Genomic DNA, 24,508 nt, shown 5'->3' on the forward strand with positions numbered 1-24,508 from the left:
GTCATCTGGCGTTAGTCCTCGCCGTCGTATGGCTTCGGGTCGTACGGCGAAGCGTGCGGATTCTGGTAGTCGACGTGCTCCTCGTTCCAGACACCGATGACGGCGGGGGACACCTTGGGCAACGGGCCGATTAGCTCGTTGCCGTTGTCGAGGCTTACCAGGAACTCCGGCGTGAAGTGCTGGTCCTCGTCCTCTTGATGATGCTGACCGGCGGCACCCGCCGACATCATGGTTGGCGGCTGAGCGATGCCCATGCCCGACATCGGCGACACTGTGGGTGCGGCCGCGAGTCCCATGCCAGCACCCGCGGTGTACGAGCCGGCGATGATCGGTCCGGCGGCAAGGGGAGCGAGATCCGCGTTCTGATCCTTGTCCTTGTTTTCGTCCTTGTTGGTGGTTGGCTTGCCCCACCGGCCGATGCCGTAGGTGCCCGGGACCGATCCAGTGTTAGGACCGGTCGCGGTCGTACTGCCACCCGAGGAGGGTCGGGTTCCGGCTCCGGCGCCCGCTCCGGCAGCAGCGGACGCTGAGGCTGCGGGGCCTCCGGCGCCAGCTCCCGAACCACCACCCGCTGCACCTGCGGCGGCCGCAGCAGCACCGGCAGCGCCAGATCCGCCGGAGGCGGACGCTTGCGCTGGGTCCGCCAGAGCGGCGGCTGCAGCTGCGCGCACTGAGGCCTCGTCGATCGGCTTGATCTGGTCGGGCTTGATGTCCTTGCCGTTCCCCAAGCCGGATAACGATGATGCGGCGTTGACCGGCATGGCTGCGGCATCTGCGAACTGTGGAGCCGGAGGAAGAGCCGGGAGACCGGAAGCCGCCTGTTGAGACACGGGGGACCAGACGTTCCGCATGATCATGCGAGCTTCGTCTTGCTTCTGCTGAGCCAGCGCTTGTTGGGCGTAATAGTGCTCGTACGCCGCCTGTGTCCGTACCTGCGGTTCATCCACCTGAACGACCTCGGGCATGAGGCCCTTGATCTGCGTCATCGCTGTCTCAACCTCAGCGGGCTTAGTGGCCATGAGCGACATGCCATCGCTGACCTGTTCGGCGTGGCTCTTGTATGCGGAGATTGCCTGCTTGGCTGCCTCAGCTCCTTCTCCTGTCCAGCTGCCATTGATCGCTGTATCTAAGGAGCTCTTGAAGTTGTCGAGTACCGATTTGAAGCCGGTGGCGAGCGTCTCCCACTGGTTTGAAACTTCGAGGGCCGACTCCGAATCAAATGCGTCAGAAGCTTGCTTGATCTGTGCATGTGCCCAGCTGCCGAAGTCCTCGGTTGGGATGCTCGCCGACTCAGTTCCACCGTCGATGTTGGAGCCGTGTAGACGCTGCTTGGCATAGAGCACGTCGCGTTCGCGGTTGCCCTTAGTCCAGTCGTCTTCATCTCCGCTCATGGCAGCTCCTTCGTCTCGTGGCACACAAGTCCGCTATTAGGTTCTGACGTGACGGGCATCGATCCGGTTCCATGATTCTTGAACTTTTTCGAGATACTCGACGCGGTCTGATCAGTAGGGGAAGTACGGCATAAACGCCTCGATGTTCGCTTGGGCAGCAGACAAGCAATCGGGATATGGGTCAAAGCCATTCAGTCCATCCGAGACCAGGACCCCGTACACGCCAGTGGACGCCGCCACATCGATCGCACACCCGTCCTTCCTAGGCTGGGTGGATAGGTAGAAACTGAGTGCCTTCCTACCGTTGATTTCGAAATCTCTATAACCCCAATGGGTTGTGTCCTTTTTGTCCATCTCAAGGGTGTAGTTCGACGCAGATATGGAGAGGTAGTACCCAGACTGTGCTCTGTACTTGCATAAGTAGTTTTCAACCCCGCCGCCGTTGATTGAGCTTGGCTGCGGCGGCCGAGAGTCGAGTTTTTGCTGTGCGATGACGCTCGCTGGAATCTCCTTGCAGGGGTCGTAAGTGATACGAGTGTGGCCTTTGTCGTTCGTTGGGAGCGGCGACGTCACCGGTGTGCCGGAGATGTGCGGCCCGCACCCAATGAGGATCATGCCGACACCGGCCAGCGTCAATCTGCGAAGCAACATGTTTCTATCAGTCGGTTAACGACCGAATCCGCCAAACGAGTTCGCATTGCTGTGGTCGGTCCGTTCGTAGGCATCCCGAAGTGCAACAAACAAGCTCTTCATTTCCTCGACACGATCGATGTGCGACTGGAAGGTGTTCTCGGCACTGTTAGCATCTCCGGCCGCCTTCGCCTGGAACTTTCGCGCAAGTTGTGCACCTGAGTCGAGGTGCTCCTCAGAGAACCCGAGCTTACGTTCACTCAGCGCCTGGGCATCGTGTTTCAGGCTCTTCAATCCGTCCGTATACACATCACATGCCGTGAGGATTGCCTTGAACTGGCTCGGGTCCAGGTGTAGTACCAGGCCGTCATTGTTGGCGCTGTTTCTCAGGTTTTCCAGCGACATAGAGCCCCCTCAGGTCTTGGCCGGGTTTGGCCAGGTCAGGTTCATCGTATGTATATAGGACGTCGGACGTCCCGAATCGGTTCCATCGAATTTCGGGCAGTTGTGAAAAACCCGCGCTAGCCGCCCCAGCGTCTGCGCACCCCGGTGTAACGCCAGCCCAGCGCCGCTAACGCCCACGTCACGATGAACAGCGCCACGATCACGTAACCCATAGCGGCCAGATCCAACTCGCCCACCGCGGCCAGCGGACCCGTCGTGATGTTGAGCTTCTCGGTGAGAATCGAAATGATCTCCTGCGATCCGATCAGCACAGCCACCGCCACCGACAGTCCGGTGACCACCAGGTTGTAGTAGATCTTGCGGGCCGGCTCCTGGAACGCCCAGTCGTAGGCGAAGTTCATCAGCGACCCATCCAGCGAATCGAACAGCGACATCCCGGCACTGAACAGGATGGGCAGCACCAAGATCGCGTACCAGGGCAGCCCGGTCACGGCGGCACCTCCGGCGATCACCAGCAGCGACACCTCGGTGACCGTGTCGAACCCCAACCCGAACAGCAGGCCCACCGGGTACATCTGCCAGGGCTTGCGGATCGCCGCCATCAGCGGCCCGAAAAGCCGGTTCAGCCCACCGCGGTTGGACAGCTCGCGCTCCAGCGCCGCCTCGTCGACCTCGCCGCCGCGCATCCGCTTGGCAATGCGGTATATCCCGATCAGCGACACCAGATTAAGCAGCCCGATGAGCAACAGGAACGTGCCGGAGACTGCTGTCCCGAACACGCCCGTCCACTGTTGCAGCGACGAGTGCTCGTCGGACACATTGGCCGCCAACGCCTTAACGCCAAGCGCCAGCAGCCCGACCATGATGAACACGATCGACGAATGCCCCAGGGAGAACCAGAAACCCACCGACATCGGACGTCGTCCATCGGCCACCAGCTTGCGGGTGGTGTTGTCGATGGCCGCGATGTGGTCGGCATCAAAGGCGTGCCGCATGCCCAGCGTGTACGCCGTGACACCCAGCCCAACCCCGAACACGCTGCCCTGCACCGTGAAATGTGCGGGAGTGACCAGGAAGAGCAGCATGCCCCAGCCCAGGACGTGCAGTGCGCCCACCGCGACACTCATCCCGATGACGCTGCGCCTCTGACCTTCGTCCAATCGACGCCAGCCGGTGAGAATCTGCACGTCTGCGAGCCTAGACGACAGGCTTACCCAGACGCTCGCGTAATCGCATGTCCCAGATGAGCGCGGTATAGGACAACGTCCACACCTGTGCGGGCACCATCCGATCGGCGATCCGTAGCGCGCTCAGCAGTGCATCGAAGCGGCGCTGGTCGCGATCCGTCCAGGGAACCTGCAACAGCTCGCGGAACTGCGGGGGCAGAAACCCTTTGGTCGCAAACAGATTGAACCGTCCGGCCATCCGCAATGGCCACGGCAGCATCGTGAACGACGCGACACCCAACAGATGTTCGCGCACTGGTGCGTCGATCCGCAGCTCGTCGACGGACCGTTTCCAGTAGTCGTTGAACGCATCCCGATCCGGCGGCCACTGCTCGGGCCGCACCTGCAACGCGGTGCCGATCCGTGCGCCGTCACGATAGATCTCATCGGCCGTCGCATCATCGAGCGGGCCGTGCAGCGACTCATAGGCCTGCACGTAGTACTGGTACAGGCACGCCGCCACCCACAGCTGCAGTCCTGGATCAAAGGCGTTGTACTTCACTGGGCTCTTGGGGGTGGGGCGCACCTGCCGGTGCACCGCGTCAACACCGCGTTTCATCACCTCACGGTCGTGGCGGCTGCCCATCGTCGCGACCGCGAGAAACATCCCGGTGGTCCGGGCTCGTTTGAACGGATGCTTGTAGACGTTGCCGCTGTCGACGGGGCTCTCCAGCACTCCATATCCGACGCCCGGATGCGACAACTGCATGATCACGTTCGAGGCAGGCAACAGCAGCGAAGCGGGATTGACCAGGTCCACGAGCCTGGCAGGGGAGTGCTTCATTGCGCAGCAAATTCTATAGGGTGTGTGCGTGTCGCGCCGAGGATTCCGCGCCGCGGGTATCGCCCTCGGTTACGCCCTGGACCGGGCTTTCGGCGACCCGCGCCGGTTCCACCCGGTCGCCGGATTCGGGCAGGCCGCCGCGGCACTGGAGACGTACACCTACCGGGACACCAAGCTTGCCGGCGCAGCCCACACCGCCGCGTTACTGACCGCCGTCACCGTCACCGGATGGGCAGTTGAACGCGCAGCGCGCCGCTCGGCGACCGCCACCGTCATCGTGACCGCCATCGCGACCTGGGCGACCCTCGGCGGAACATCCCTGGTCCGGGTGGGCGCGCAGATGTCGGAACACCTGTATGACGACAACATCGACGACGCGCGGGCGCTGTTGCCGTCCCTCTGCGGCCGGGACCCGAGCCTGCTGGACGTCGACGGAATCGCCCGTGCCACCGTGGAATCCCTGGCAGAGAACACCTCCGACGCCCACACCGGGCCGCTGGTATGGGCGGCACTCGCGGGCGTTCCTGGTGTGCTGGCCTACCGTGCGGCCAACACCCTCGACGCGATGATCGGCCACAAATCGGCCCGATACCTGCGATTCGGCTGGGCGGCAGCACGGTTGGACGACCTGCTCAACCTGCTGCCCGCCAGGCTCACCGCGCTGGCCACGGCGGTTGCGGCCCCGTTTCTCGGGGGCTCAGCGGTCGCGACGCTGCGTGTCTGCCTGCGCGACGGGCAGCGTCACCCCAGTCCCAACGCCGGTGTCGCCGAGGCGGCCTTCGCGGGTGCTCTCGGCGTGCGTCTCGGTGGCCCCGTCCGGTATCCGTACGGCGAGGAGATCCGTCCCACACTGGGGTGCGGTGTCGCACCCAGGATCGGGGAAGTGCATGAGGCAGCTCGGCTTTCGCGTGCCGTCCAGAATGTGACAGCCGTTGCCGCGGTGATCGCTGCGTGGCGTCAGCGCCGCCCGTAACGGTCGGCCAACCGTTCTTCGGTGGTCTGTGGTGTCCCGGGTTTCACGGCGTTCACCGCGGCGGCCGCCGCGCGGCGCTGTCTGATCTCAGAGAAGACGAAGTACCCCAACCCAAATGGCGCCAAAATCCCGAACGCGATCCACTGGATGCCGTAGGACAGGAACGGTCCGGCGTCCAGCTGCGGCAGCGGGATGGCCCCTAAACCGCCTGGCTGATTCTCCGAGAGCTGTAGATACGGCCCGGCAAGCGGAGTCTTCAGCAGCGTCGAAACCTGCCCCGGAACGATCGAATATACCTGGTATTCACCGTTTTCCAGGAAAGGCGCCTTGTCTGACTGCTGTTCGGGCTCTCGCAGCCGCGCGTTGATGGTTACCGGGCCGGTGGGCGCCACGGGTACCGGGGGCGCGCTGGTGCCCTCTTCGGGCCGCACATAGCCGCGGTTCACCAGAATCGCAGGACCACCATCGACCTGGAACACCGTCAACGCCTCATAGGCGGGCTTGGCATCGACCACGCGCAGCCGGGCCAGCACCTGGCGGTCCGGTAGATAATGCCCAGTCGCCGTCACCCGGCGCCATTCGGAGTCCTCGGGCATCGAATAGTCAGGCCGCAGCTCGTCTTTCAGTGGCACCGGGTCGGCGCTTACCGAATGGGCGATGCGGTCGTTCTCCCGCGAGGTCTTGGTGTTCTTGCCCAGCTGCCACGGCGCCAACACCGTGAAACACAGATACGCGAATGCGATGACCACCAGCGCCAGGGCAATCCATCCCGGGCGCAGCAGAAACGCGAGACGTCGCATCAGCTGGTCTCACGCTCCGCGAGCGTCTTGTCGACCCAGGCGTGCAGGCCGGGCATCGCGGCCTCGATGACCGACAGCACGTCCGCGAAATCCTTGCGGTCGCCGTAGTAAGGGTCCTCGACATCCATGGCCGCCCGGCCCGCCCGCGGATCGAAGGACCGCAGCAGCCGCACCCGTTCGGGGTCGGCTCCCAGATGCAGCAGCATGCGGGAGTGGTTGCGCGCCAGGGCAATGATGAGATCGGCGCTCAGATGATCACCATCCACCTGGGCCGCTCGGTGCTGCGTCGGGTAGCCGTGCTCGGCCAGCACACTGGCCGCGCGTTCGTCGGCTGGCTGTCCGGAATGCCAATCTCCGGTACCGGCGCTGGTCACGCGCACCCGATCGCCCAGGCCGCGCTCGGCGAGCTGGTGCGCCAGCATCTTCTCGGCGATGGGGGAGCGACAGATGTTGCCGGTGCATACGAAGGTGACATGGAGAGGCTCAGACATGAAGTTCCTCCCGCAGTTCTTGCGGGGTGCCGACACGCCCGATGATCCATCGGGAAAGATCGCCGGAGTTCGGCGCATCGTCGTCGAAATCCGTTGCTCCGTAACCCCAGTCGACGACGACGGTGCCGATACCGTGTGCGGCCGCACCTTCCACATCGTGTACCCGGTCGCCCACCATCACCACGCCGGTCGAGGGAACCTCATCCAGCTGGGACAGGGCGTGCTCGATCACATCGGCTTTACTGGACCGGACACCGTCCGGGCTTGCCCCGGCGATCACCTGGAAAAACTCGGCAAGCCCAAAATGCTCCAGAATCCGTGCCGCGATCGGTTCGGACTTGGATGTCGCCACCACCATGGGCACCCCCGCCTCGCGTAGCCCGATCAGCACGTCGTGGATGCCGTCGAACGTCTCGTTGACGGCCCATCCGCGTGCGCCGTAGTCGGCTCGGTAGGCCGCGATCGCATCGGCGGCACGGTCGCCGAGCCCCATCGAACCGAGTGTGACGTGCATCGGCGGTCCCACCACCCGCGACGCGATATCACCGGTCGGTTCGGGCGCGCCGACGTGACTGAGCGCGTGACGGAAACTGGAGACGATCCCCGGTGCAGAATCGGTCAGGGTGCCGTCGAGATCGAAGATCACCAGCATCGGAGGAGCCACCCCCCTACATTAGTGTCGAGACATGACTGGGCCGCGAAAGGGAGTGCGCTATCACGGCGACCAGGCGCTGATTCCGGGCGTCCTGGACTTCGCTGTGAATGTGCGCGCCGCCGCGCCACCGCACTGGCTGCGTGATCGGCTCGCCGTCCGGCTCGATGAGCTGGGCAGCTACCCGCGCCGCGCCGATCAGGAGCGCGCCGTTTCCGCGATCGCCGAACGACATGGCCGAACGACCGATGAGGTGCTGCCGCTGGCGGGGGCCGCAGAGGCCTTCGCAATGCTGCCCCGGCTGAGTCCGCGCCGGGCCGCTCTGTTTGCACCGGGCTTCACCGAACCGGAAGCCGTGCTTGCCGAGGCCGGTGTCCCGATCGACCACGTGGTGTTGCCGCCACCGTTCACCCTCGGCGCCGCCACGGTTCCCGACGACGCCGACCTGGTGGTCATCGGGAACCCCACCAACCCGACCTCGGTGCTGCACCGCCGTGCGGATCTGCTCGCGTTGCGTCGTCCTGGACGAGTCCTGGTGGTCGACGAGGCCTTCATGGACGCGGTGCCCGGCGAGCCGGAGTCATTGGCGGCGGAGCGACTGCCCGGCCTGGTAGTCCTGCGCAGCCTCACCAAAACGTGGGCACTCGCCGGATTGCGTGCGGGCTACGCCGTGGGTGACCCCGAGGTGCTGGACAGTCTTACGCACGGCCGTGCGCATTGGCCTTTGGGCACACTGCAACTCGAAGCCCTCATCGCCTGCAACACCCCGGAAGCGGTCGCGCTCGCCGCGGAGGACTCCCAGCGTCTTGCCGACACGCGGCGCCAGCAGGCCGATGCGCTGCGCCGCCTAGGGTTGACTGTCACCGAAGGGGCGGCACCGTTCCTGCTGGTGACCGTGCCCGACGTCAAACTGATGCGAAAACACTTGGAGGTCAAGAACATCGCCGTCCGCCGCTGCGACACCTTCGTGGGGCTGGGCGGCGACTATCTGCGGGTGGCGGTGCGACCCGAATGGCCGGAGCTGGTGCAAGCGATGAAGGAGATTCTGTAGTGGGTGTGCGGCTCGCGGACATCATCGGTGTGCTTGACGCGGCGTATCCGCCCGCCCTGGCCGAATCGTGGGATTCAGTGGGCTTGGTCTGTGGTGACCCCGAGCAGCAGATCGAGGCGGTGACCGTCGCCGTCGATGCGACCGCGTCAGTGCTCGACGAGATGGATAGTGCTGGTTCGCCTGCCGGTTCGCATCTGCTGTTGGCGCACCATCCGCTGTTGCTGCGCGGTGTGGACACGGTGGCGGCCAGTACGCCCAAGGGCGCGCTGATCCATCGCCTCATCCGTTCGGGCGGCGCGTTGTTCACGGCGCACACCAACGCCGACTCCGCGAGCCCCGGTGTGTCCGATGCCCTCGCGGAAGCCCTTGGGCTGCAAGTGACCTCGGTGCTCGCCCCGCAGTTCGCCGACTACGACAAATGGGTGGTATTCGTGCCCACCGAATCCGCGGAGGTGGTGCGCCGCGCCATGTTCGACGCCGGCGCCGGACAACTCGGCGCCTACTCGGACTGCTCGTGGAGCGCCACCGGTACCGGGCAGTTCCGCCCGCTGGAGGGTTCGGACCCCGCAATCGGTGTGCACGGTGTCGTGGAGCAGGTTGTCGAGGATCGGGTGGAGATGGTCGCCCCGTCCCGGCTGCGCTGTGGGCTGTTCGCGGCAATTCGGGCCGCCCATCCCTATGAAGTGCCGGCCATCGACGTCCTGCCCATGGCACCCGTGCCGACGGGCACCGGTCTGGGGCGGGTGGGTGTGCTGCCCGAACCGGAGCCTCTACGTGACTTTGTATCCCGCGTCGGTGCCGCCCTACCGCGAACCGTGTGGGGAACCCGGGCCTCCGGTGATCCGGATGCTCTGATTCAGACCGTCGCGGTCTGCGGCGGTGCGGGCGACTCGCTGTTGAGTACCGCGGTCGGATCCGGGGCTGACGCGTATGTCACCGCCGATCTGCGGCACCATCCCGCCGACGAGCATGCCCGGGCAAGTAGCGTTGCACTTGTCGACGTCGCCCATTGGGCCAGCGAGTTCCCGTGGTGTGCGCAGGCAGCGCGGGTGCTCGACACCGAATTCGGAGAGAAGTTACCGACGCGCATCTCGCCAGTTCGCACAGACCCTTGGACCCTGGGTGGTCCAGAGAAAGAAGAACGAGCATGAAAGCCGATGTGGCACAACAGCGTCTCCTGGTAGATCTGGCGTCCGTAGATGCCGAATTGACGCGCCTCACGCACCGGCGTGCGAATCCGCCGGAACGCCAGGAGCACGGGGAGTTGCAGGCGCAGCAGCGGAAGATTCTCGGCGACGTGAGTGCGCTCGGTCTGGCTCTGGAAGACCTGGATGTTCAGGTGGCGAAGCTGGACACCGAGGTGACCGCCGTGCGTCAACGGGAGGACCGCGACCGTTCCTTGCTGGCCTCGGGCAGCGTGAACCCGAAGGAACTCGTCGATATTCAGCATGAGCTCGACACCCTGGAGCGCCGCCAGTCCAGCCTCGAGGACTCCGAGCTGGAGCTGATGGAGCGTCGCGAGGAGCTCCAGGCCCAACAGGCTTCGGCTCAGGCCAGCGCCGACAAGATCGCCGAACGGATCGCGGAAATCGAGCGGCTCCAGCGTGCGATTTCCATCGACACCGATGCCGAGGAGAACCAGATTCGGCAGCGTCGTGACGGCCTGTCGTCCTCCATCGACGGGGCGCTGCTGGAAGCCTATGAACGGCAGCGCCGCTCGGGAGGTCCGGGAGCGGGATTATTACAAGGCAACAAGTGCGGCGCGTGCCGTATTGAGTTGGACCGCGGTGAGCTGTCCCGGATCTCGGCCGCGGCCGCCGACGAGGTGCTGCGGTGCCCCGAGTGCAGTGCGATCCTGGTGCGCCTGTGAGAGTTCTTGTCGAGGCCGACGGTGGTTCGCGCGGTAACCCCGGGCTGGCCGGATATGGCGCCGTGGTGTTCGCCCCGGATCATGAGACGGTACTGGGCGAGGCCTGCGAGGCGATCGGTCATGCCACCAACAATGTGGCCGAATACCGCGGTCTGATAGCGGGATTGGCGGAGGCGGCGCGACTGGGCGCCACTGAGGTAAGCGTCTCGATGGACTCCAAACTCGTCGTCGAACAGATGTCCGGCCGCTGGAAGGTCAAACATCCCGACCTCATCACGCTGTACCGGCAGGCGATCACCGCGGCGATGCAGTTCGAAACCGTCGACTACAAGTGGATTCCCCGGGAGCGCAATAAGCACGCCGATCGGCTGGCCAATGAGGCGATGGACCGTGCCAGTGGCATCGAACCCAAGGTTCCGAAGAAGCCCAAGGAAACCAAAGAAGCCAAGGAGCCCAAGCCTGCCGATGCCGCGCCGGGCTGGACCGGTGCGCGCGGCAAGCCCACCCGAATGCTGCTGCTTCGCCACGGGCAGACCGAGCTTTCGGTGCAGCGCCGGTACTCCGGTCGCGGGAATCCTGAGCTGACCGAACTGGGGCGCGATCAGGCCGCGAAGGCGGCACGTTACCTCGCGAGCCGCGGTGGTATCGCGGCCGTCATCAGCTCGCCGCTGGGCCGCGCTAAGGAGACTGCCGCTGCGGCCGCCGAGGCACTGGGAGTACCGCTGACGGTTGATGACGATCTGATCGAAACCGACTTCGGCACGTGGGAGGGTTTGACGTTCTCCGAAGCTTCCGCGCGTGATCCGCAGCTGCACGCCCAGTGGCTCAGCGATGCCTCGGTGACTCCGCCGGAAGGGGAGAGCTTCGATACCGTGCACCACCGGGTGCGCCGTGCCCGCAATCGGATCATCGCCGAGTACGGCGACGCCACGGTTTTGGTGGTCTCCCATGTGACGCCCATCAAGACGCTGCTGCGCCTGGCACTAGATGCGGGACCCAGCCTGCTGTACCGGTTGCACCTGGATCTGGCCTCGCTGAGCATCGCCGAGTTCTACTCGGACGGGCCGGCTTCAGTGCGACTCGTCAATGAGACCTCGTACCTGACTTAGGCTGTCGCCATGGCTTCTCGCGATCACGGCGATCCGGGCGATGCGCCCACCATTGCCCCACCCCTGGCAGATGTCGCCAACCCGGCTCGGCCTTCGGCCGCCGAGGAGGCGAGAACGGTTGCGGCGTCGACGAACATCGCGACCCTTGCGAGCCTGTCTGCCGACGGTGAGCCATGGGCGTCGCTGGTCACCTATGGGCTACTGGGTGGGTCGCCGGTGCTCTGCGTATCGAAGATGGCTGAGCACGGACGCAACCTGATACGCCACCCCCGAGCGAGCGTTTCCATCGTGGCGCCCGACGCCCCCGAGGATCCGTTGGCCAACACCCGGATCACCCTTGCCGGGAAGGTGCGCCGGCCCAGCCCGGACGAGCTGCCCGCGGCGCGTGAGGCCCACATCGCTGCGGTGCCCGCCGCCCGCTATTACATCGACTACAGCGATTTCTCTGTCTGGATTCTGGACGTCGAACGCGTGCGCTGGGTGGGCGGCTACGGCCGCATGGACTCGGCAAGTGGCGCCGATTACGATTCGGCCGCACCAGATCCCGTCTCGCCCAAGGCTGATCGAGCGGTCACTCACCTCAACGACGATCACGGGCAGGCGCTGCTCGCGATGGCACAACGACTCGGTGGATACCCGGACGCCACCGCGGCTCGTTGTGAGGGAGCAGACCGATACGGGCTGGATATCCGGGTGAGTACGCCGCGGGGTTGGTCCGTGACCCGAGTCGGCTACGTCGATCCGATTGATTCGATCGATGAGCTCCGCGGTGCGACCGTGCAGCTGGCACGGCTGGCCGACCCGGGCGCCTAGCGCACCCAGGTTTCGATATCCACCAATCGGGGCAAGATTGTGGATGACTCAGATCGCGATCGTCATCGCTCCACGGTGCCGCCGCTGCCCTGGGTAAAGGGCCGCAGCGCCAGAACATAGATGACGACGATGGCGACAGGTACGGCCAAAGGCAGCCACGATGCGTGCCATGCGGGTGCCGCCGCGAGCAATGCCACGCAACCGAACAGCAGCGCGGGAAGAACGTCGGACGGCCAATGCCGGGTGTATGCGGCCGACAGACACATCACGGCGGTCATACCGGAGAGCATCGCGATCACCGGGGACGTATCGGTGCGTGCCAGGACGCCGATGACCAACAGCACGGCCAACACCACACTCGTTTTCATCGGCGCCGTGCCATTCGCGGGCGCCGCGGCAGCAGGTGCATGGCGTGGTTGAGTCCCGAGTCGTGACTCCAGCCGATCACGTCGACTCCCGTCACAGCGATATTGCGATACATCCGGGAACGTTCCAATCGCCACCAGCGCGCGACGATCGGATCGGGTTCCTCACGGAAAGGCAAGCGGTCGAGCACATCGACCACCAGCACCGTGCCCGCGCCGCCTAAGGTCGGTGAGGGCCAGACCGAAATCGGCGTTCATCAGCGTGGAGAACGCCACCACGATCGCGTTGGGCGGCATCGCCGCGCGCGGGGCCAGCGCACTGACGCTCTGTGAATGCCATTCTCCGGCATCCAGAACGGCGTCCAGCAGGCGATAGAACTGGTGGCGGCCGATGTCGGGAGCAAGCCAGCGTGGAGCACTGCCCAGCAGGACAACACCCGCCCGGTCTCCGCGCTGCAACACCGACTGCACCAGCTGGGCAGCGCCACGTGCGGATCGCTCCGTCGCCGTTGTTGCCGGACCCGACGGCTGCGGATAGGTGTCGATCAGAACGACAACATCGGCGGCCCGATCGGTCAGCCGGTCGGTGACATGCAATCTTCCCCGCCGCGCACTGACTCTCCAATTGACGGTTCGCAGTGAGTCACCCGGGACATACTCACGAATGTCCGCATATTCGACGCCCGGTCCATGGTGTCGCGTCAGGTGTGTGCCGATCCGGTCGGGCAGGTCGGCGGGCGGCAGCGTGACGTCCTGCGGGTCTGCCAATGGGTACACACGCAGCTCTGCGGCAGGCAGCGTTACCGGAGCGCCAGCCCACAGGCCAGACGTGGAAACTGTGTGAACCTGAACCGCAATGGTGTACCGGCCCCAGCGTTCAGCCGACACGTGCATGGTGATCTGGTTCGGCGCTCTTGCCTTGCCCACCTCGATGTGCAGACCCTCCACGGGCGCCGGGAGTAGCCGGCAGACCACCGCCGGTTCGGCCGATTCGATCGTCGTGGTGATGGTTACCGTCTCAGACTCCAAGCACCGTAACGGTTCTGACTCCTCGGAAACCCATACCCGGCCATCCTTGGGGCGTTGGGTGGCTCCGACGAGGACGCCGATGAAAGGTGCCGCGAACATGACCAACTGCCACCGGCCCGTCACCATCGCAAGTGTCAACGCGGTGCCGGCGCAGGCAGCCAGCGCCGATGTCAGCGGGGAAGCGCGCCAACTGATCATCCGGACGCTCGCGGTACCGGCAGCCGGTGTAACAGTTCGTCGACCACATGCGCGCCGGTGATGCGGCGTACCCACATCTCCGGACGCAGACTGATCCGGTGCGCGACAGCGGGTACGGCGAGCGCTTTGACATCCTCGGGTATCACAAAGTCGCGGCCGAGCAGCATGGCCCGCGCCCGCGACATCTGCACCAAGTCCAGCTCCGCACGCGGACTGGCACCGACCTCGACATGCGAGTGAGTGCGCGTCGCGGCGGCCAGCGCGACAATATAGCGAAGGACATCCGGATGTACCGAAACGTGTTCCACCGCTTCCCGCATCATCACAAGGTCTTCGGCGGCGATCACTTGCGACACAATCGGCTGCGCTGATCCGCGGTTCAATCGCCGCTGCAGCATTTCCATCTCGAGGTCCTCGCTGAGATATCCCAATTGCAGCCGCATCGCGAACCGGTCCAGCTGTGCCTCCGGTAGCGGATACGTTCCCTCATACTCGATGGGGTTGTCCGTCGCCAGCACCACGAATGGGGCTGGCAGTCTGCGGGTTTCGCCGTCGATGCTGACCTGCCCCTCCGCCATCGCTTCCAGCAGCGCCGATTGCGTCTTGGGTGGAGTGCGGTTGATCTCGTCGGCCAGCAGGAGATTCGTGAAGATCGGTCCGGTACGAAACTCGAACAGCCCGGAAGACATGTCGTAGATCGTGGAGCCCAGCAGATCGGCGGGCAGCAGATCCGGCGTGAACTGCACTCGGGCGAAATCTAGCCCCAGCGCTGCCGCGAACGATCGGGCGATCAGCGTTTTGCCCAGGCCCGGTAGATCCTCGATGAGGACATGCCCGCGCGCGAGGATCGTCAACAGAATCAGTTGCAGCGCATCGCGTTTTCCGACAACAACCCGTTCGATCTCCGTCAGCACCGCGTCGGCGTGTTGGGTCGCGACGGCAACCGGAAGTGTCGTCACATCTGCTCCAATCGGTCGAGTATCGATTGCAGTACGGCGCGCCCGGGGGCCGGTTCAGCACGGTCCTTATGCGATGCGCCATTCGGGTCGACCCAGGGCCACAGGTCGGGGCCAAACATCATGCGCCCGGTCGCGGCGAGCGCGGCGCGATCTTTTGACTGTCGATGACCTGCCGCGGTCTCGAAATCGGCCGCGATGAGGGGCCGCAGATGTCGATCCCAGTCGCCGCGGGTCCGTTCGGCCCAACTGATCCTCGCCTCGGCACGGGCAAGCCATCGGTGCAACGTCTCGTCCGCCGGAAGGCTGGCCGGGGGCAGCGGCCTTGGTTCCGGCGGATTCCGCAGCTGCCTCCACAGCAGGTACAGGGCGACGGCGACCACTGCGCCGGTGATCGGAAGAGTGAGGGAGCGCAGCGGACTGGAAGCCACACAGGCTTCGGCCAGGATCACCACCAGCAGCACGGCCGGTACGAACCATTTCATTGCCTGCTCCGAAGGTCGTCCAGCACGTTCTGCAGCCATCGCACCGCGGACTCTCGATCGGTCTGCGTCATCTGGTGTGGGCTGAATCGTGCCTCGGAGAAGAGCGAGACGAGCTGGGTGCCCGCATGCGAGTGGAGGGCACCGATGTGAACCGCTCGCTGCAAGACTTCCGACGGGGTATCCGAGGCAAGCGGTGCCGCCTCCGGTGCCGCCGTGAGTCCCTGCTCCATGGCGGCGTAACACGCGATGATCGATGCGCGCGGATCCCGGCCCGGCTCGGCGACCTCGGCGAGGCCGAGTTCGACGAGATGGGCGAGCGACCCGGGTGTCGCATCGAGGACTTCGGATTCCACAGAGGGGCCACCACCGGCATCTAGGGCATCCGGATCGTTGCGTCTCAGCACGAAGATCGCCACAGCGATGCCGATCAACACCACACCGAGGATCACCGTGGGCGCGCCGGACTCTTCCCGACCGGGTGCGTTGCCCGAGGTCTTATGGGACCCGGCCTCGGCGGCCGGTCGCGGCTCGGAGGTGCCCGGGGCAGGTTCTCGCACCGGAGAATCGCCCGCCGGCCGGGTCAGATAGAGCGACATCCACACCGCACTCGTCAGGGCGAGAACGCTGGCGGCGGCGATGATCGCCTCGCGCCGGGTCAACCCGTGTAACCGCACATACGATGGGCTCTCGGCCGAGACCGGCATTCCGGGACGCCGTCGCCGCAGACTCAACAGAATGAGAATGGCGACGACACCACACAGCAAGAGCTGCAAGGCTATTGAACGAGGCTCATCGCGAGGTTCCTCGGGCCGGGGGAGAATCGCTGGGTCCGGCAGATAGCTGCGTAGTGCGACGACCAACAGCGCGACGAGGACGAGGAGCCCGGCCGCTCGAACGAACAGTTTGTTTGTACTGTTCATGCCTCATCGTCACATGTAGACGGCCATTCGCGTCAGCAGACGGTCATGAATAGGTGCCCTCAGGGATGAGGTTGGTGATGCAGAACGGGTGACCGGCCGGGTCGATCAGTACCCGCCATCCGCCCGGATTCGGCTGGGTGTCGGCCTTGGTCGCCCCGAGCCCGAGGATGCGTGCCTCCTCGGCATCCAGGTCTGCCGCCGCGAGCTCGAGGTGCAGTTGTTTCGGTAGCGCACCCGTCGGCCACTGCGGCGGCTGATGGTCTGCCACGCGCTGAAAGGTCAGCAGCACGGCGGCACCTTTCAGTGCGGCCATATCCGGGCTCTCGAACAGAATCTCCAGGTCAAGCACCTGCTGGTAGAACCGGGCGAGTGCCGCTGGATCCGAACAGTCGATCGATATCGCGCCCAGTCGAGCCGTTGTCGTCATGGCGATGAGCTTGTCACGAGTACGATGACCGCGCGGACGAGTTGGCCGGGCGGCCGCGGATCGTGGGAGAAATCCCGCGGTTCGAGGAAAGTCCGGACTTCACAGAGCAGGGTGATTGCTAACGGCAATCCGAGGTGACTCGCGGGACAGTGCCACAGAAAACAGACCGCCACCGCTGGGTCTTTCGGGACTCAGGGGTGGTAAGGGTGAAACGGTGCGGTAAGAGCGCACCAGCGGACCGGGTGACCGGTTCGGCTCGGTAAACCCCACCCGAAGCAAGGCCAAAAGGCTGTGCTTGCACAGCTGCGGAAGTGTTCGAGGGCTGCTCGCCCGAGCTTCCGGGTAGGCCGCTTGAGGTACCCGGCGACGGTGTGCCCAGATGGATGGTCGCCGCTGCGCGGCCGCGGCTAGCCCGTGGCTGCGTGGAACAGGATCCGGCTTACAGGCCAACTCGTCCGCCTCCCGACCTGGATTAGTCTGGATCGGTGACGTTGAAGCGCTTGGTCGCCCGCGACCTCAGCTTTGACGGCATCCGTGCGGAGTTCACGCTCCCCACCGAATTCGGTACCGACGCGCAGCGTGATGCCGCCCAGGCCGTCGACCGACACCACGCGGAGCGTATCGACCGCACCGATCTGGAGTTGGTCACCATCGACCCGCCCGGATCGCGCGACCTGGATCAGGCCCTGCACCTGGAACGCACCGATAACGGTTACCTGCTGCACTACGCCATCGCCGACGTCGCCGCGCAGATCGAACCCGGCAGCGCCTTGGACAGCGAGTCCCGCACGCGCGGTGAGACCATCTACTTGCCCGACGGTTCGGTGCCGCTGCACCCCTTGGTGTTCTCCGAGGGATCGGCGAGCTTGCTGCCCCACGAGATTCGGCCAGCCGCGCTATGGCGCATCGAAACCGATGGCGATGCCAACCCGGTCAGCTGGAGCGTTCAGCGCGCCCTGGTGAAGTCCACACGGCAGCTGACCTACCGGGAGGCTCAAGACGCGGCGGATGCCGGGGACCCGCATCCCTCGATCGCTGTGCTCCCTGAATTCGGGCGTAAGAGAAGAGATCTCGGACTGGCCAGGGGAGCGATCGAGTTGAGCCTGCCCGAGCAGGAAGTCGTGCGCGGCCCGAGCGGTGACTGGGAGCTCGGCATCGAGGCGCGCACGGAAACCGACGGCTGGAACGCGCAGATATCGCTGCTCACCGGGATCTGCGCCGCGCAGATCATGCTCGATGGCGGCATCGGCATTCTGCGCACGCTGCCGCCCGCGGACGGCGATGTGCGCCGGTGGATCCGCCGGACCGCCGATGCACTCGGGCTGCCCTGGTCGAGCGATACCCCGATCGGTGCCCAACTGGCCGCTCTAGATCCCTGCGCCACGACAACATTGGCGATGATGACGCAGGCGACCACGCTCCTGCGGGGCGCTTCGTATCTAGTCTTCGACGGTAACCGCCCGGATGACCAGGCGGCGGGGCATGCGGGTATCGCCGCCCCCTACGCGCACGTGACCGCACCGCTGCGCCGGCTGGGCGACCGGTTCGCCACGGAAATCTGCCTGGCGCTGTCGGCGGGTACGCCGGTGCCGCAGTGGGCACGCGACGGCCTGGCCGACGTCAGATCGTCGCTGCTGACCTCGAATACGCTGGCCAATAAGGTGGAGCAGGCGTGTGTGGACCTCACCGAGGCCACCGTGCTTGCCCCGCAGAAGGGTCAGACCTTCGATTCGGCCGTGCTGCGAGGCGCGGAGAAGAAGCGAGCCGCTGAGGTTTTCGTGGCAGATCCGCCGATTCTGGCCCGTTGCGAAGGCGATCCACCCGAGGGCCAGCGCACCAAACTCACTCTGCGTGAAGCGAATCCGGAGACCCGGACCGTGCTGTTCGGCTTTCCAGCGGAGGGCAGCTGATCACTTCTTGTGGCGCACGGCCTGACGGAGCGCCTTGAGTGTCGCCTCCACCTGGTGGCGTGCGGTCTCGGCGGCGTCGTGCTCACGCTGGTACAGCACCCCGTAGGTGAAGGTGTCTTCACCGGCGCTGTGCGCCTCGGCGGCCTGCGTGGCCAAATATGCGCGACTCACCGTGCTGTCCTGATGCTCACCCAACAGTTCCTGGATGTCCTTGGCCGCTTGCGAGACTCGCTTCGCGCCCTCGGCGCTGGCCACGTAGCGCAGCCGCTTAGCCGACTTGCGGATGCGGTGCAGGGCCTCGTCGCGATACTCGCCCTCGGCACGCGCCGCTGCCCGGGCCGCGCGGCGCACCTTGCGGTACGCGGCGTCGAGTGTTCCGCCCTCGTCCGCGTGATGGGTGTCCGAGGGCGGCCCGGCGGAAGCGACCAGCGCGTCCAGAGAATCGAGCAGCCGGAAGTAGCGATGACTGCGCATTGCCGCCAACGACCGGCGTAACCCGTTGTCATAGTGCTGCTGGGCCGCATCCACCAAACGTTCGTGCACCGGGCCCCGGATGAGTGGTTCGGGAAGCTCGGTGAGCGCGGCGGCGTAGCGCTGCGCCAGCACCTCGGCATCACGCGCACCCCCGAGGATGTTGGCCAGCAGGCGCAGCTCGTCGAGCGGCTCGGTGTTCGTGTCCACGCCGAAGCGTTCCGGATTGGACTGCAGCAGGCTGCGGATCCGCCGAATGGTGACGCGCATCTGGTGCACCGAGTCATCGGTGTCCGCGCGTACCGCGCGGTCCCAGCCGAGCAGCTGATCCAGCTGCTCGAGGAGGGCGCGTTGGATGGGATCCTTACCGGAGGGGCGTGCACGCTCGGGGACGTCAAGAACACGAGCCAACTTGGAACCGTGCCCGGCCGGGGCCGCTCCGGCGTCCAGCAGACGAGCGGTCACCCGGTCGAACAGTGCGGTGTCGCCGAATGTCGACAGCTCCAGCTCCCATTCCCGCCAGCTCTGCACGGCGGCCTCCTCGCCGGAGTCCTGGCCCGTCAGCCGAGTGGCGGTCACCTGGTCATCGCAGAATTCGGCGAGCTGCTCACCTTCGGCGCCGATCAGCCGCACCACCGTGCGCACGGTGCTGATGCGGGCCACTGGGGCCAGCTCGTCCTCGCGCACCACCGCGAGCACGGTGTCCCGCAGCTCCTCCGGAACCGCAAGAGAATCCGCGTCGTCGCCTTCGTCGAGGGGGAGCCGCAGCTCGGTTCGGGTGTCCGGCCCCGCCGGCAACTTCAGGTGCCATCCCGCGTCGGTGCCGCCCGTGCGTCGCCGCAACGTGATGCGCTGGTAGGCCAGCCGCTGGTCGGGCGTGTCAAAGTACACCGCGTTCAATTCCTGCTGGGGTTGCTGCTCCACATGCGCGACAGCGGAAATCCCGTCGAATGATGGATTGATGGTCGCGTCGGTGACGTCGAACTTCCGCTCGACCTCGACGTGCTGAGATGGCATGAGGGGTGTGCCCTGACGGTCGAAGGGACGGGATGCTCGGCGTGTGCGGGCTTGGGCGAGTATGAGACACGGTGCCACATTCAGGTAAACAATGGTCACGACTTGTCACGGGGTAATCTAAGATTCTCTTAGGATTCTCATAAGGTCGGGGTATCAGATTGGGCAGCCGTATTCGTTTCGCACCGCGTGTGGTGCCGAGTGTTGGTGTTGTGCGGTCGGTATCGTCCCCTTATGGGACGCCCGCCGTATCCACAGCTAGACCGAGGTCGACATGAAATTACGTGTTGAGGAGTACTTGGACGGCAAAGGTGCGATCACCTTGCCGGATGGCTATACCGTCAACTACTACCTTGAACGTGCCGTAGCCGAGCTGGGCGACACTTTCGCGTACCGGTATCTGGACTTCAATGCCAACTCCGACGGCGAACCCAACGATCTCAACTGGACACAGCTTGGCCAGCGCTCTCAGGCTGTCGCGGCCCGTCTTCAGCAAGTCACCAAGCCCGGCGATCGCGTCGCGATCCTGGCCCCGCAGGGCATCGATTACGTGGTTGGTTTCTATGCCGCCATCGAGGCCGGCAACATTGCGGTTCCATTGTTTGCTCCGGAGCTTCCCGGCCACTCCGAACGACTCGATTCGGTGCTCACCGACGCACAGCCGACCGTCGTCCTGACCAACAACGCCGCCGCCGAGTCCGTCAGCCGATTTGTCCGCGGACTGCCGCGGGAACGGCGTCCCCGCGTGATCGCCGTCGACAGCGTGCCCGATTCGGTGGCCGCCACCTACGTCAAGGTGACGCCGGATACCGACGACATCGCCTACCTGCAGTACACCTCGGGGTCCACCAGGGTGCCCGCCGGTGTCGAGATCACCCACCGTGCGGTGATGACCAACGTCTTGCAGATGATCATCTCGGTGGGGCTCGACGACAGCATCCGCAGTGTCAGCTGGCTCCCGCTGTATCACGACATGGGTCTGTTGATGATCCTGTTCCCACTCTGTGGGGGCCGGATCACCCTGATGTCGCCGGTGTCGTTCGTGCGGCGTCCGGGACGGTGGATCAAGGAACTTGCCGCCGAGGGGCACCTGGGCCGAACCTTTGCCGCCGCACCGAATTTCGCGTTCGAGCTGGCGGCAGAGCGCGGCCTGCCCAAGGACGGCGAGACGCTCGACCTGAGTAATGTCGCGGGTCTGATCAATGGATCCGAGCCGGTCAGCATCTCCTCTATTCGCAAGTTCAACGACGCCTTCGGGCCGTACGGACTGCCGCCGACCACCATCAAGCCCTCCTATGGGATGGCCGAGGCGACGCTGTTCGTCTCCACCATTCCCTCCGACGCCGAGGCCTCGGTGGTGTATCTGGACCGCCAGGAGCTGGGCAGCGGGCGCGCCATACGGGTGGGGGCCGACCACGACAACGCGGTCCCGCAGGTGTCCTGCGGCAAGATCGCGCGCAGCCAATGGGCCGTGATCGTCAACCCGAACGCGGACACCGAGCTGCCCGACGGTGAAGTCGGGGAGATCTGGTTGCACGGCGACAACATCGGCCGCGGCTACTGGGGCAGGCCCAAGGAGACCGATTTCTCGTTCCGCAACAAGCTGCAGGCCAGGCTCGACCAAGGCAGCCACGCCGCTGGTACCGAGCCCGGTGCCACCTGGTTCCGCACCGGAGACCTGGGCGTCTACCTGGACGGTGAGCTTTTCATCACCGGACGGGTCAAGGACCTGGTCATCATCGACGGTCGCAACCACTACCCGCAGGACATTGAGGCCACCGTCGAGGAAGCCTCACCCGCGGTGCGGCATGGATTCGTGGCGGCCTTCTCGGTGCCCGCGAACGAGCTGCCCGCCGGCGTCGATCAGGGCAACGGCACGGGGGAGCGGTTGGTCATCGTGGCCGAACGTGCTGCCGGTGCGGGCCGCGCCGCTCCAGAGCCCATCGTCGATGCCATTCGCGCGGCCGTATCGCGGCGGCATAACCTGCCCATCGCGGATGTGCAGCTGGTTCAGGCCGGTGCGATTCCACGCACCACCAGCGGAAAGCTCGCACGCCGAGCCTGCCGCCAGGAATACCTGGACAACAAGCTCGGCGTGCGCGCCTGAGCTATCAGTAGCTGTGTTCGGGGGCGGGGAACGCTCCGCGCGCCACCTCATCGGCGTACTGCTCGGCGGCCTTGCGTAATTCCGCGCCGACCTGACCGAACTGCTTGACGAACTTGGCGGTCTTGCCGCTGGTCATCCCGGCCATGTCCTGCCACACCAGCACCTGGGCGTCGCATTCCCGGCCGGCGCCGATGCCGACGGTGGGGATGGTGAGCTTGCCGGTGATCTGTGTTGCCAGCTCTGCCGGCACCATCTCCATGACGACGGCGATGGCTCCGGCTTCCTGCACCGCGATGGCATCGTGAATGAGCTGTGCGGCGGCGTCATCGCGGCCCTGAACCCGGTATCCGCCAAGCCCGTTCACGCTCTGCGGGGTGAACCCGATGTGTGCGACCACCGGAATCCCGGCAGCCGTCAGCGTGGCGATCTGATCGGCAACGCGTTCTCCGCCTTCGAGTTTTACGGCGTGGGCGCCGGCTTCTTTCATGAACCGGGTGGCACTGGCGAGGGCCTGAGCGGCCCCGCCCTCGTAGGAGCCGAAGGGTAGGTCGGCGACCACCAGGGCCTCGGTGGCACCGCGAACCACACCACGTACCAACGGAATCAATTCGTCGATGGTGATCGGCACGGTGGTGTCGTACCCGTAGACCACGTTCGCGGCCGAATCCCCGACCAGCAGAACGGGAATCCCGGCATCGTTGAAAATCCGTGCGGTCGAGTAGTCGTACGCGGTGAGCATCGACCATTTGTGGCCCTCGGCTTTCCACTTCTGCAAGTGGTGCACGCGGGTCTTGGTACGCGGTTTTGCGTTCGTCTCGGAAGCAGCGCCGTACAAAGCAGATTCGGACATCTCGGACATCACTGTCACCTTTTCGATAATCTCCTCAAGGCCCGTTCGGGTCCCTGGGTTACCAACGATGTTCAGTGTGCCACCGGGCGGCGATGAGATGAATATCCGAGCGCGTGGACTTGGTCACATCTGTGGTCGCCGCATTCGGGCACGGGGGCTACCAGGCTCGCCTAGCATCTGCGGCATGCAGCGGCTTTCCGGACTCGACGCCAGTTTTCTCTATCTCGAAACACCCACCCAACCCATGCACGTGTGCGGGGTACTGGAATTAGACACCACAACCATTCCTGGTGGCTACTCGTTCGAGAAACTGCGGGCCAAGCTGGTCGAGCGCGTCGAGGGAATCTCCTCGTTCACGGAGAAGCTCGCCGACAGCCGCCTGAACCTGGACCACCCGGTGTGGGTGGACGACGACGACTTCGACATCGACCGGCACCTGCACCACGTCGGCCTGCCTTCGCCTGGAGGCAAGGGCGAGATCGCCGATATGTGCGGACACATCGCCTCGTTGCCCTTGGACCGCGCCCGGCCGCTGTGGGAAATGTGGGTCATCGAGACAGGCGACACGAACCGCCTGGTGGTCATGACCAAGATGCACCACGCCTCGGTCGACGGTGTCACCGGCGCCAACCTGATGTCGGCGCTGTGCGGTGTGGAACCCGATGCCGAAGCGCCCGAACCCGAGCCGGGTGTCGGCGGCGCCAACAGCCTGGAGATCGCGGTCACCGGAGCCCTCAAATGGGCCTCGCGGCCGCTGAAGTTCGCCAAGCTGCTGCCCTCGACCATCGGCGTCATTCCGGCCTGGCTGGAGCGCTCCAAGCGCGGCGAGGCCATGACCGCGCCGTTCTCGGCGCCGCGGACCTCGTTCAACTCCACGATCACCAGCCGCCGCAACGTCGGCTACGCCCAACTGGACCTCGAGGACGTCCGCGCGGTCAAGAACCGCTTCGGCGTCAAGGTCAACGATGTCGTGATGGCCATCTGCGCCGGCGCACTGCGTAAGTATCTGGACGACCGCGGTGAGCTTCCAGAGAGCTCATTGGTGGCCATGGTTCCGGTGTCGGTGCATGAGAAGTCGGACCGCCCGGGGCGAAACCAGGTCTCGGGAATGTTCTCCCGCCTGGAGACCAATATTGAAGATCCCGTGGACCGTCTCGGTGTCATCGCCGAGGCCAACAACGTCGCGAAGGAACACACCGCCGTGTTGGGCGCGACGCTGCTGCAGGACTGGAGCCAGTTCGCGGCGCCCGCCGTGTTCGGCACCGCGATGCGGGTCTACTCGCGCATCCGGCTGGCCGACCGCCACCCGGTGATCCACAACCTGGTGGTCTCCAATGTGCCGGGACCCCAAGTGCCGCTGTACTTCTTGGGCGCGCAGGTCGTCGGGATGTATCCGCTGGGGCCGATCTTCCACGGCGCCGCGCTCACCGTCACGGTGATGTCGCTGGACGGCAAACTCAATGTCGGCCTGATTTCTTGCCCCGATCTGATGCCCGATCTGTCCACGCTGACCGACGATTTCGGCGTGGCGCTCCAGGAGCTGAAGGCCCGGATCTAGTCCCTTCTGGCACCATGGCTGAA

The 24,508-nt window shown here is 65.2% G+C and carries 23 protein-coding genes, 1 other RNA gene and 2 pseudogenes; 10 read left to right on the forward strand and 16 right to left on the reverse strand.

The window, feature by feature from the left end:
• Positions 1–11: 11 nt before the first annotated feature.
• The 5 genes from B4394_RS22950 to B4394_RS22970 all read right to left on the reverse strand — a co-directional run bounded on the left by B4394_RS22950 (position 12) and on the right by B4394_RS22970 (position 4,436).
• The gene (locus B4394_RS22950; protein WP_078316383.1) at positions 12–1,391 is read right to left on the reverse strand and encodes a WXG100 family type VII secretion target; all 1,380 of its coding nucleotides are present in this window, start codon (positions 1,389–1,391) and stop codon (positions 12–14) included.
• Positions 1,392–1,502: 111 nt separating this feature from the next.
• Complete coding sequence (locus B4394_RS22955; protein WP_286142357.1) at positions 1,503–2,027, reverse strand: DUF3558 domain-containing protein; 525 nt, start codon at positions 2,025–2,027, stop codon at positions 1,503–1,505.
• 30 nt (positions 2,028–2,057) lie between these two features.
• Positions 2,058–2,426, reverse strand: coding sequence for a hypothetical protein (locus B4394_RS22960; RefSeq protein ID WP_078316384.1), 369 nt, complete (start codon positions 2,424–2,426; stop codon positions 2,058–2,060).
• A gap of 116 nt (positions 2,427–2,542) precedes the next feature.
• Entirely contained in the window at positions 2,543–3,586 is a 1,044-nt protein-coding gene (gene nicT, locus B4394_RS22965; RefSeq protein ID WP_217697782.1) for a Nickel transporter NicT, read from the reverse strand.
• A 37-nt stretch (positions 3,587–3,623) separates the two neighbouring features.
• Complete coding sequence (locus B4394_RS22970; protein ID WP_078316386.1) at positions 3,624–4,436, reverse strand: oxygenase MpaB family protein; 813 nt, start codon at positions 4,434–4,436, stop codon at positions 3,624–3,626.
• Positions 4,437–4,464: 28 nt separating this feature from the next.
• Between B4394_RS22970 and B4394_RS22975 the strand changes: the two genes are divergently transcribed.
• On the forward strand, positions 4,465–5,409 hold the full coding sequence (locus B4394_RS22975) for a cobalamin biosynthesis protein (protein ID WP_078316387.1): 945 nt from the start codon (positions 4,465–4,467) through the stop codon (positions 5,407–5,409).
• Here B4394_RS22975 and B4394_RS22980 read toward each other — a convergent pair.
• The 3 genes from B4394_RS22980 to B4394_RS22990 are packed head-to-tail and all read right to left on the reverse strand — an operon-like array spanning position 5,394 to position 7,352.
• Positions 5,394–6,209 (reverse strand): SURF1 family cytochrome oxidase biogenesis protein, encoded by an 816-nt coding sequence (locus B4394_RS22980; protein WP_078316388.1) that lies wholly within the window; start codon positions 6,207–6,209, stop codon positions 5,394–5,396. The two genes, B4394_RS22975 and B4394_RS22980, sit on opposite strands and share 16 nt — an antisense overlap.
• Entirely contained in the window at positions 6,209–6,700 is a 492-nt protein-coding gene (locus B4394_RS22985; RefSeq protein ID WP_078312581.1) for a low molecular weight protein-tyrosine-phosphatase, read from the reverse strand. The genes B4394_RS22980 and B4394_RS22985 overlap by 1 nt, the downstream gene beginning before the upstream one ends.
• On the reverse strand, positions 6,693–7,352 hold the full coding sequence (locus tag B4394_RS22990) for an HAD-IA family hydrolase (RefSeq protein ID WP_078312582.1): 660 nt from the start codon (positions 7,350–7,352) through the stop codon (positions 6,693–6,695). The genes B4394_RS22985 and B4394_RS22990 overlap by 8 nt, the downstream gene beginning before the upstream one ends.
• Positions 7,353–7,386: 34 nt before the next feature.
• On the opposite strand from B4394_RS22990, the gene cobC reads away from it, so the two are divergent.
• From cobC to B4394_RS23015, 5 genes are read left to right on the forward strand one after another with little or no spacing between them, the layout of a single operon-like run.
• Positions 7,387–8,403, forward strand: a complete 1,017-nt coding sequence (gene cobC, locus B4394_RS22995) for an Rv2231c family histidinol phosphate aminotransferase CobC (RefSeq protein WP_078316389.1) — start codon at positions 7,387–7,389, stop codon at positions 8,401–8,403.
• Entirely contained in the window at positions 8,403–9,554 is a 1,152-nt protein-coding gene (locus B4394_RS23000) for a Nif3-like dinuclear metal center hexameric protein (protein WP_078316390.1), read from the forward strand. The genes cobC and B4394_RS23000 overlap by 1 nt, the downstream gene beginning before the upstream one ends.
• The gene (locus B4394_RS23005; RefSeq protein WP_078312585.1) at positions 9,551–10,273 is read left to right on the forward strand and encodes a zinc ribbon domain-containing protein; all 723 of its coding nucleotides are present in this window, start codon (positions 9,551–9,553) and stop codon (positions 10,271–10,273) included. The genes B4394_RS23000 and B4394_RS23005 overlap by 4 nt, the downstream gene beginning before the upstream one ends.
• Positions 10,270–11,382, forward strand: coding sequence for a bifunctional RNase H/acid phosphatase (locus tag B4394_RS23010; protein WP_078316391.1), 1,113 nt, complete (start codon positions 10,270–10,272; stop codon positions 11,380–11,382). Before B4394_RS23005 ends, B4394_RS23010 begins: the two co-directional genes overlap by 4 nt.
• A gap of 9 nt (positions 11,383–11,391) precedes the next feature.
• Entirely contained in the window at positions 11,392–12,195 is an 804-nt protein-coding gene (locus B4394_RS23015) for a HugZ family pyridoxamine 5'-phosphate oxidase (RefSeq protein WP_078316392.1), read from the forward strand.
• Between the two features lie 62 nt (positions 12,196–12,257).
• On the opposite strand, the pseudogene B4394_RS23020 reads toward B4394_RS23015, so the two are convergent.
• The 6 genes and pseudogenes from B4394_RS23020 to B4394_RS23045 form a co-directional block, all read right to left on the reverse strand.
• Positions 12,258–12,563: pseudogene (locus B4394_RS23020) on the reverse strand (hypothetical protein); the annotation flags it as partial.
• Positions 12,560–13,787 (reverse strand): annotated as a pseudogene (locus tag B4394_RS23025) (DUF58 domain-containing protein). The pseudogenes B4394_RS23025 and B4394_RS23020, both read right to left, overlap by 4 nt.
• Positions 13,784–14,746 (reverse strand): AAA family ATPase, encoded by a 963-nt coding sequence (locus B4394_RS23030; RefSeq protein WP_078312590.1) that lies wholly within the window; start codon positions 14,744–14,746, stop codon positions 13,784–13,786. Before B4394_RS23030 ends, B4394_RS23025 begins: the two are co-directional and overlap by 4 nt.
• Complete coding sequence (locus B4394_RS23035) at positions 14,743–15,228, reverse strand: hypothetical protein (protein WP_078312591.1); 486 nt, start codon at positions 15,226–15,228, stop codon at positions 14,743–14,745. Before B4394_RS23035 ends, B4394_RS23030 begins: the two co-directional genes overlap by 4 nt.
• Positions 15,225–16,148: a DUF4129 domain-containing protein gene (locus tag B4394_RS23040; RefSeq protein ID WP_078316394.1), complete on the reverse strand. Its 924-nt coding sequence runs from the start codon at positions 16,146–16,148 to the stop codon at positions 15,225–15,227. Before B4394_RS23040 ends, B4394_RS23035 begins: the two co-directional genes overlap by 4 nt.
• Positions 16,149–16,191: 43 nt before the next feature.
• On the reverse strand, positions 16,192–16,575 hold the full coding sequence (locus tag B4394_RS23045) for a VOC family protein (protein WP_078312593.1): 384 nt from the start codon (positions 16,573–16,575) through the stop codon (positions 16,192–16,194).
• Positions 16,576–16,612: 37 nt separating this feature from the next.
• On the opposite strand from B4394_RS23045, the gene rnpB reads away from it, so the two are divergent.
• Together rnpB and B4394_RS23055 are read left to right on the forward strand one after the other, a co-directional pair.
• Positions 16,613–17,033: RNase P RNA component class A (gene rnpB, locus B4394_RS23050), an RNA gene on the forward strand.
• A gap of 27 nt (positions 17,034–17,060) precedes the next feature.
• Positions 17,061–18,485, forward strand: coding sequence for an RNB domain-containing ribonuclease (locus B4394_RS23055; protein WP_078312598.1), 1,425 nt, complete (start codon positions 17,061–17,063; stop codon positions 18,483–18,485).
• Here B4394_RS23055 and B4394_RS23060 read toward each other — a convergent pair whose 3' ends face one another.
• A complete protein-coding gene (locus B4394_RS23060) occupies positions 18,486–19,973 on the reverse strand; it encodes a CYTH and CHAD domain-containing protein (protein WP_078312599.1) in 1,488 nt (495 codons plus the stop codon). It abuts the gene before it with no gap.
• Between the two features lie 271 nt (positions 19,974–20,244).
• Between B4394_RS23060 and B4394_RS23065 the strand changes: the two genes are divergently transcribed.
• A complete protein-coding gene (locus B4394_RS23065) occupies positions 20,245–22,077 on the forward strand; it encodes an AMP-binding protein (RefSeq protein WP_078316395.1) in 1,833 nt (610 codons plus the stop codon).
• Positions 22,078–22,081: 4 nt separating this feature from the next.
• Here B4394_RS23065 and panB read toward each other — a convergent pair whose 3' ends face one another.
• Positions 22,082–22,927, reverse strand: a complete 846-nt coding sequence (gene panB, locus B4394_RS23070; RefSeq protein ID WP_078312647.1) for a 3-methyl-2-oxobutanoate hydroxymethyltransferase — start codon at positions 22,925–22,927, stop codon at positions 22,082–22,084.
• A gap of 184 nt (positions 22,928–23,111) precedes the next feature.
• Between panB and B4394_RS23075 the strand changes: the two genes are divergently transcribed.
• Positions 23,112–24,485 carry a WS/DGAT/MGAT family O-acyltransferase gene (locus B4394_RS23075; protein WP_078316396.1) on the forward strand — a complete coding sequence of 458 codons (1,374 nt, stop codon included), beginning with the start codon at positions 23,112–23,114 and terminating at the stop codon, positions 24,483–24,485.
• The last annotated feature ends 23 nt before the right edge of the window (positions 24,486–24,508 follow it).

The organism is Mycobacterium sp. D16Q16 (assembly GCF_002013745.1).
In the GTDB taxonomy this organism is placed as follows: domain Bacteria; phylum Actinomycetota; class Actinomycetes; order Mycobacteriales; family Mycobacteriaceae; genus Mycobacterium.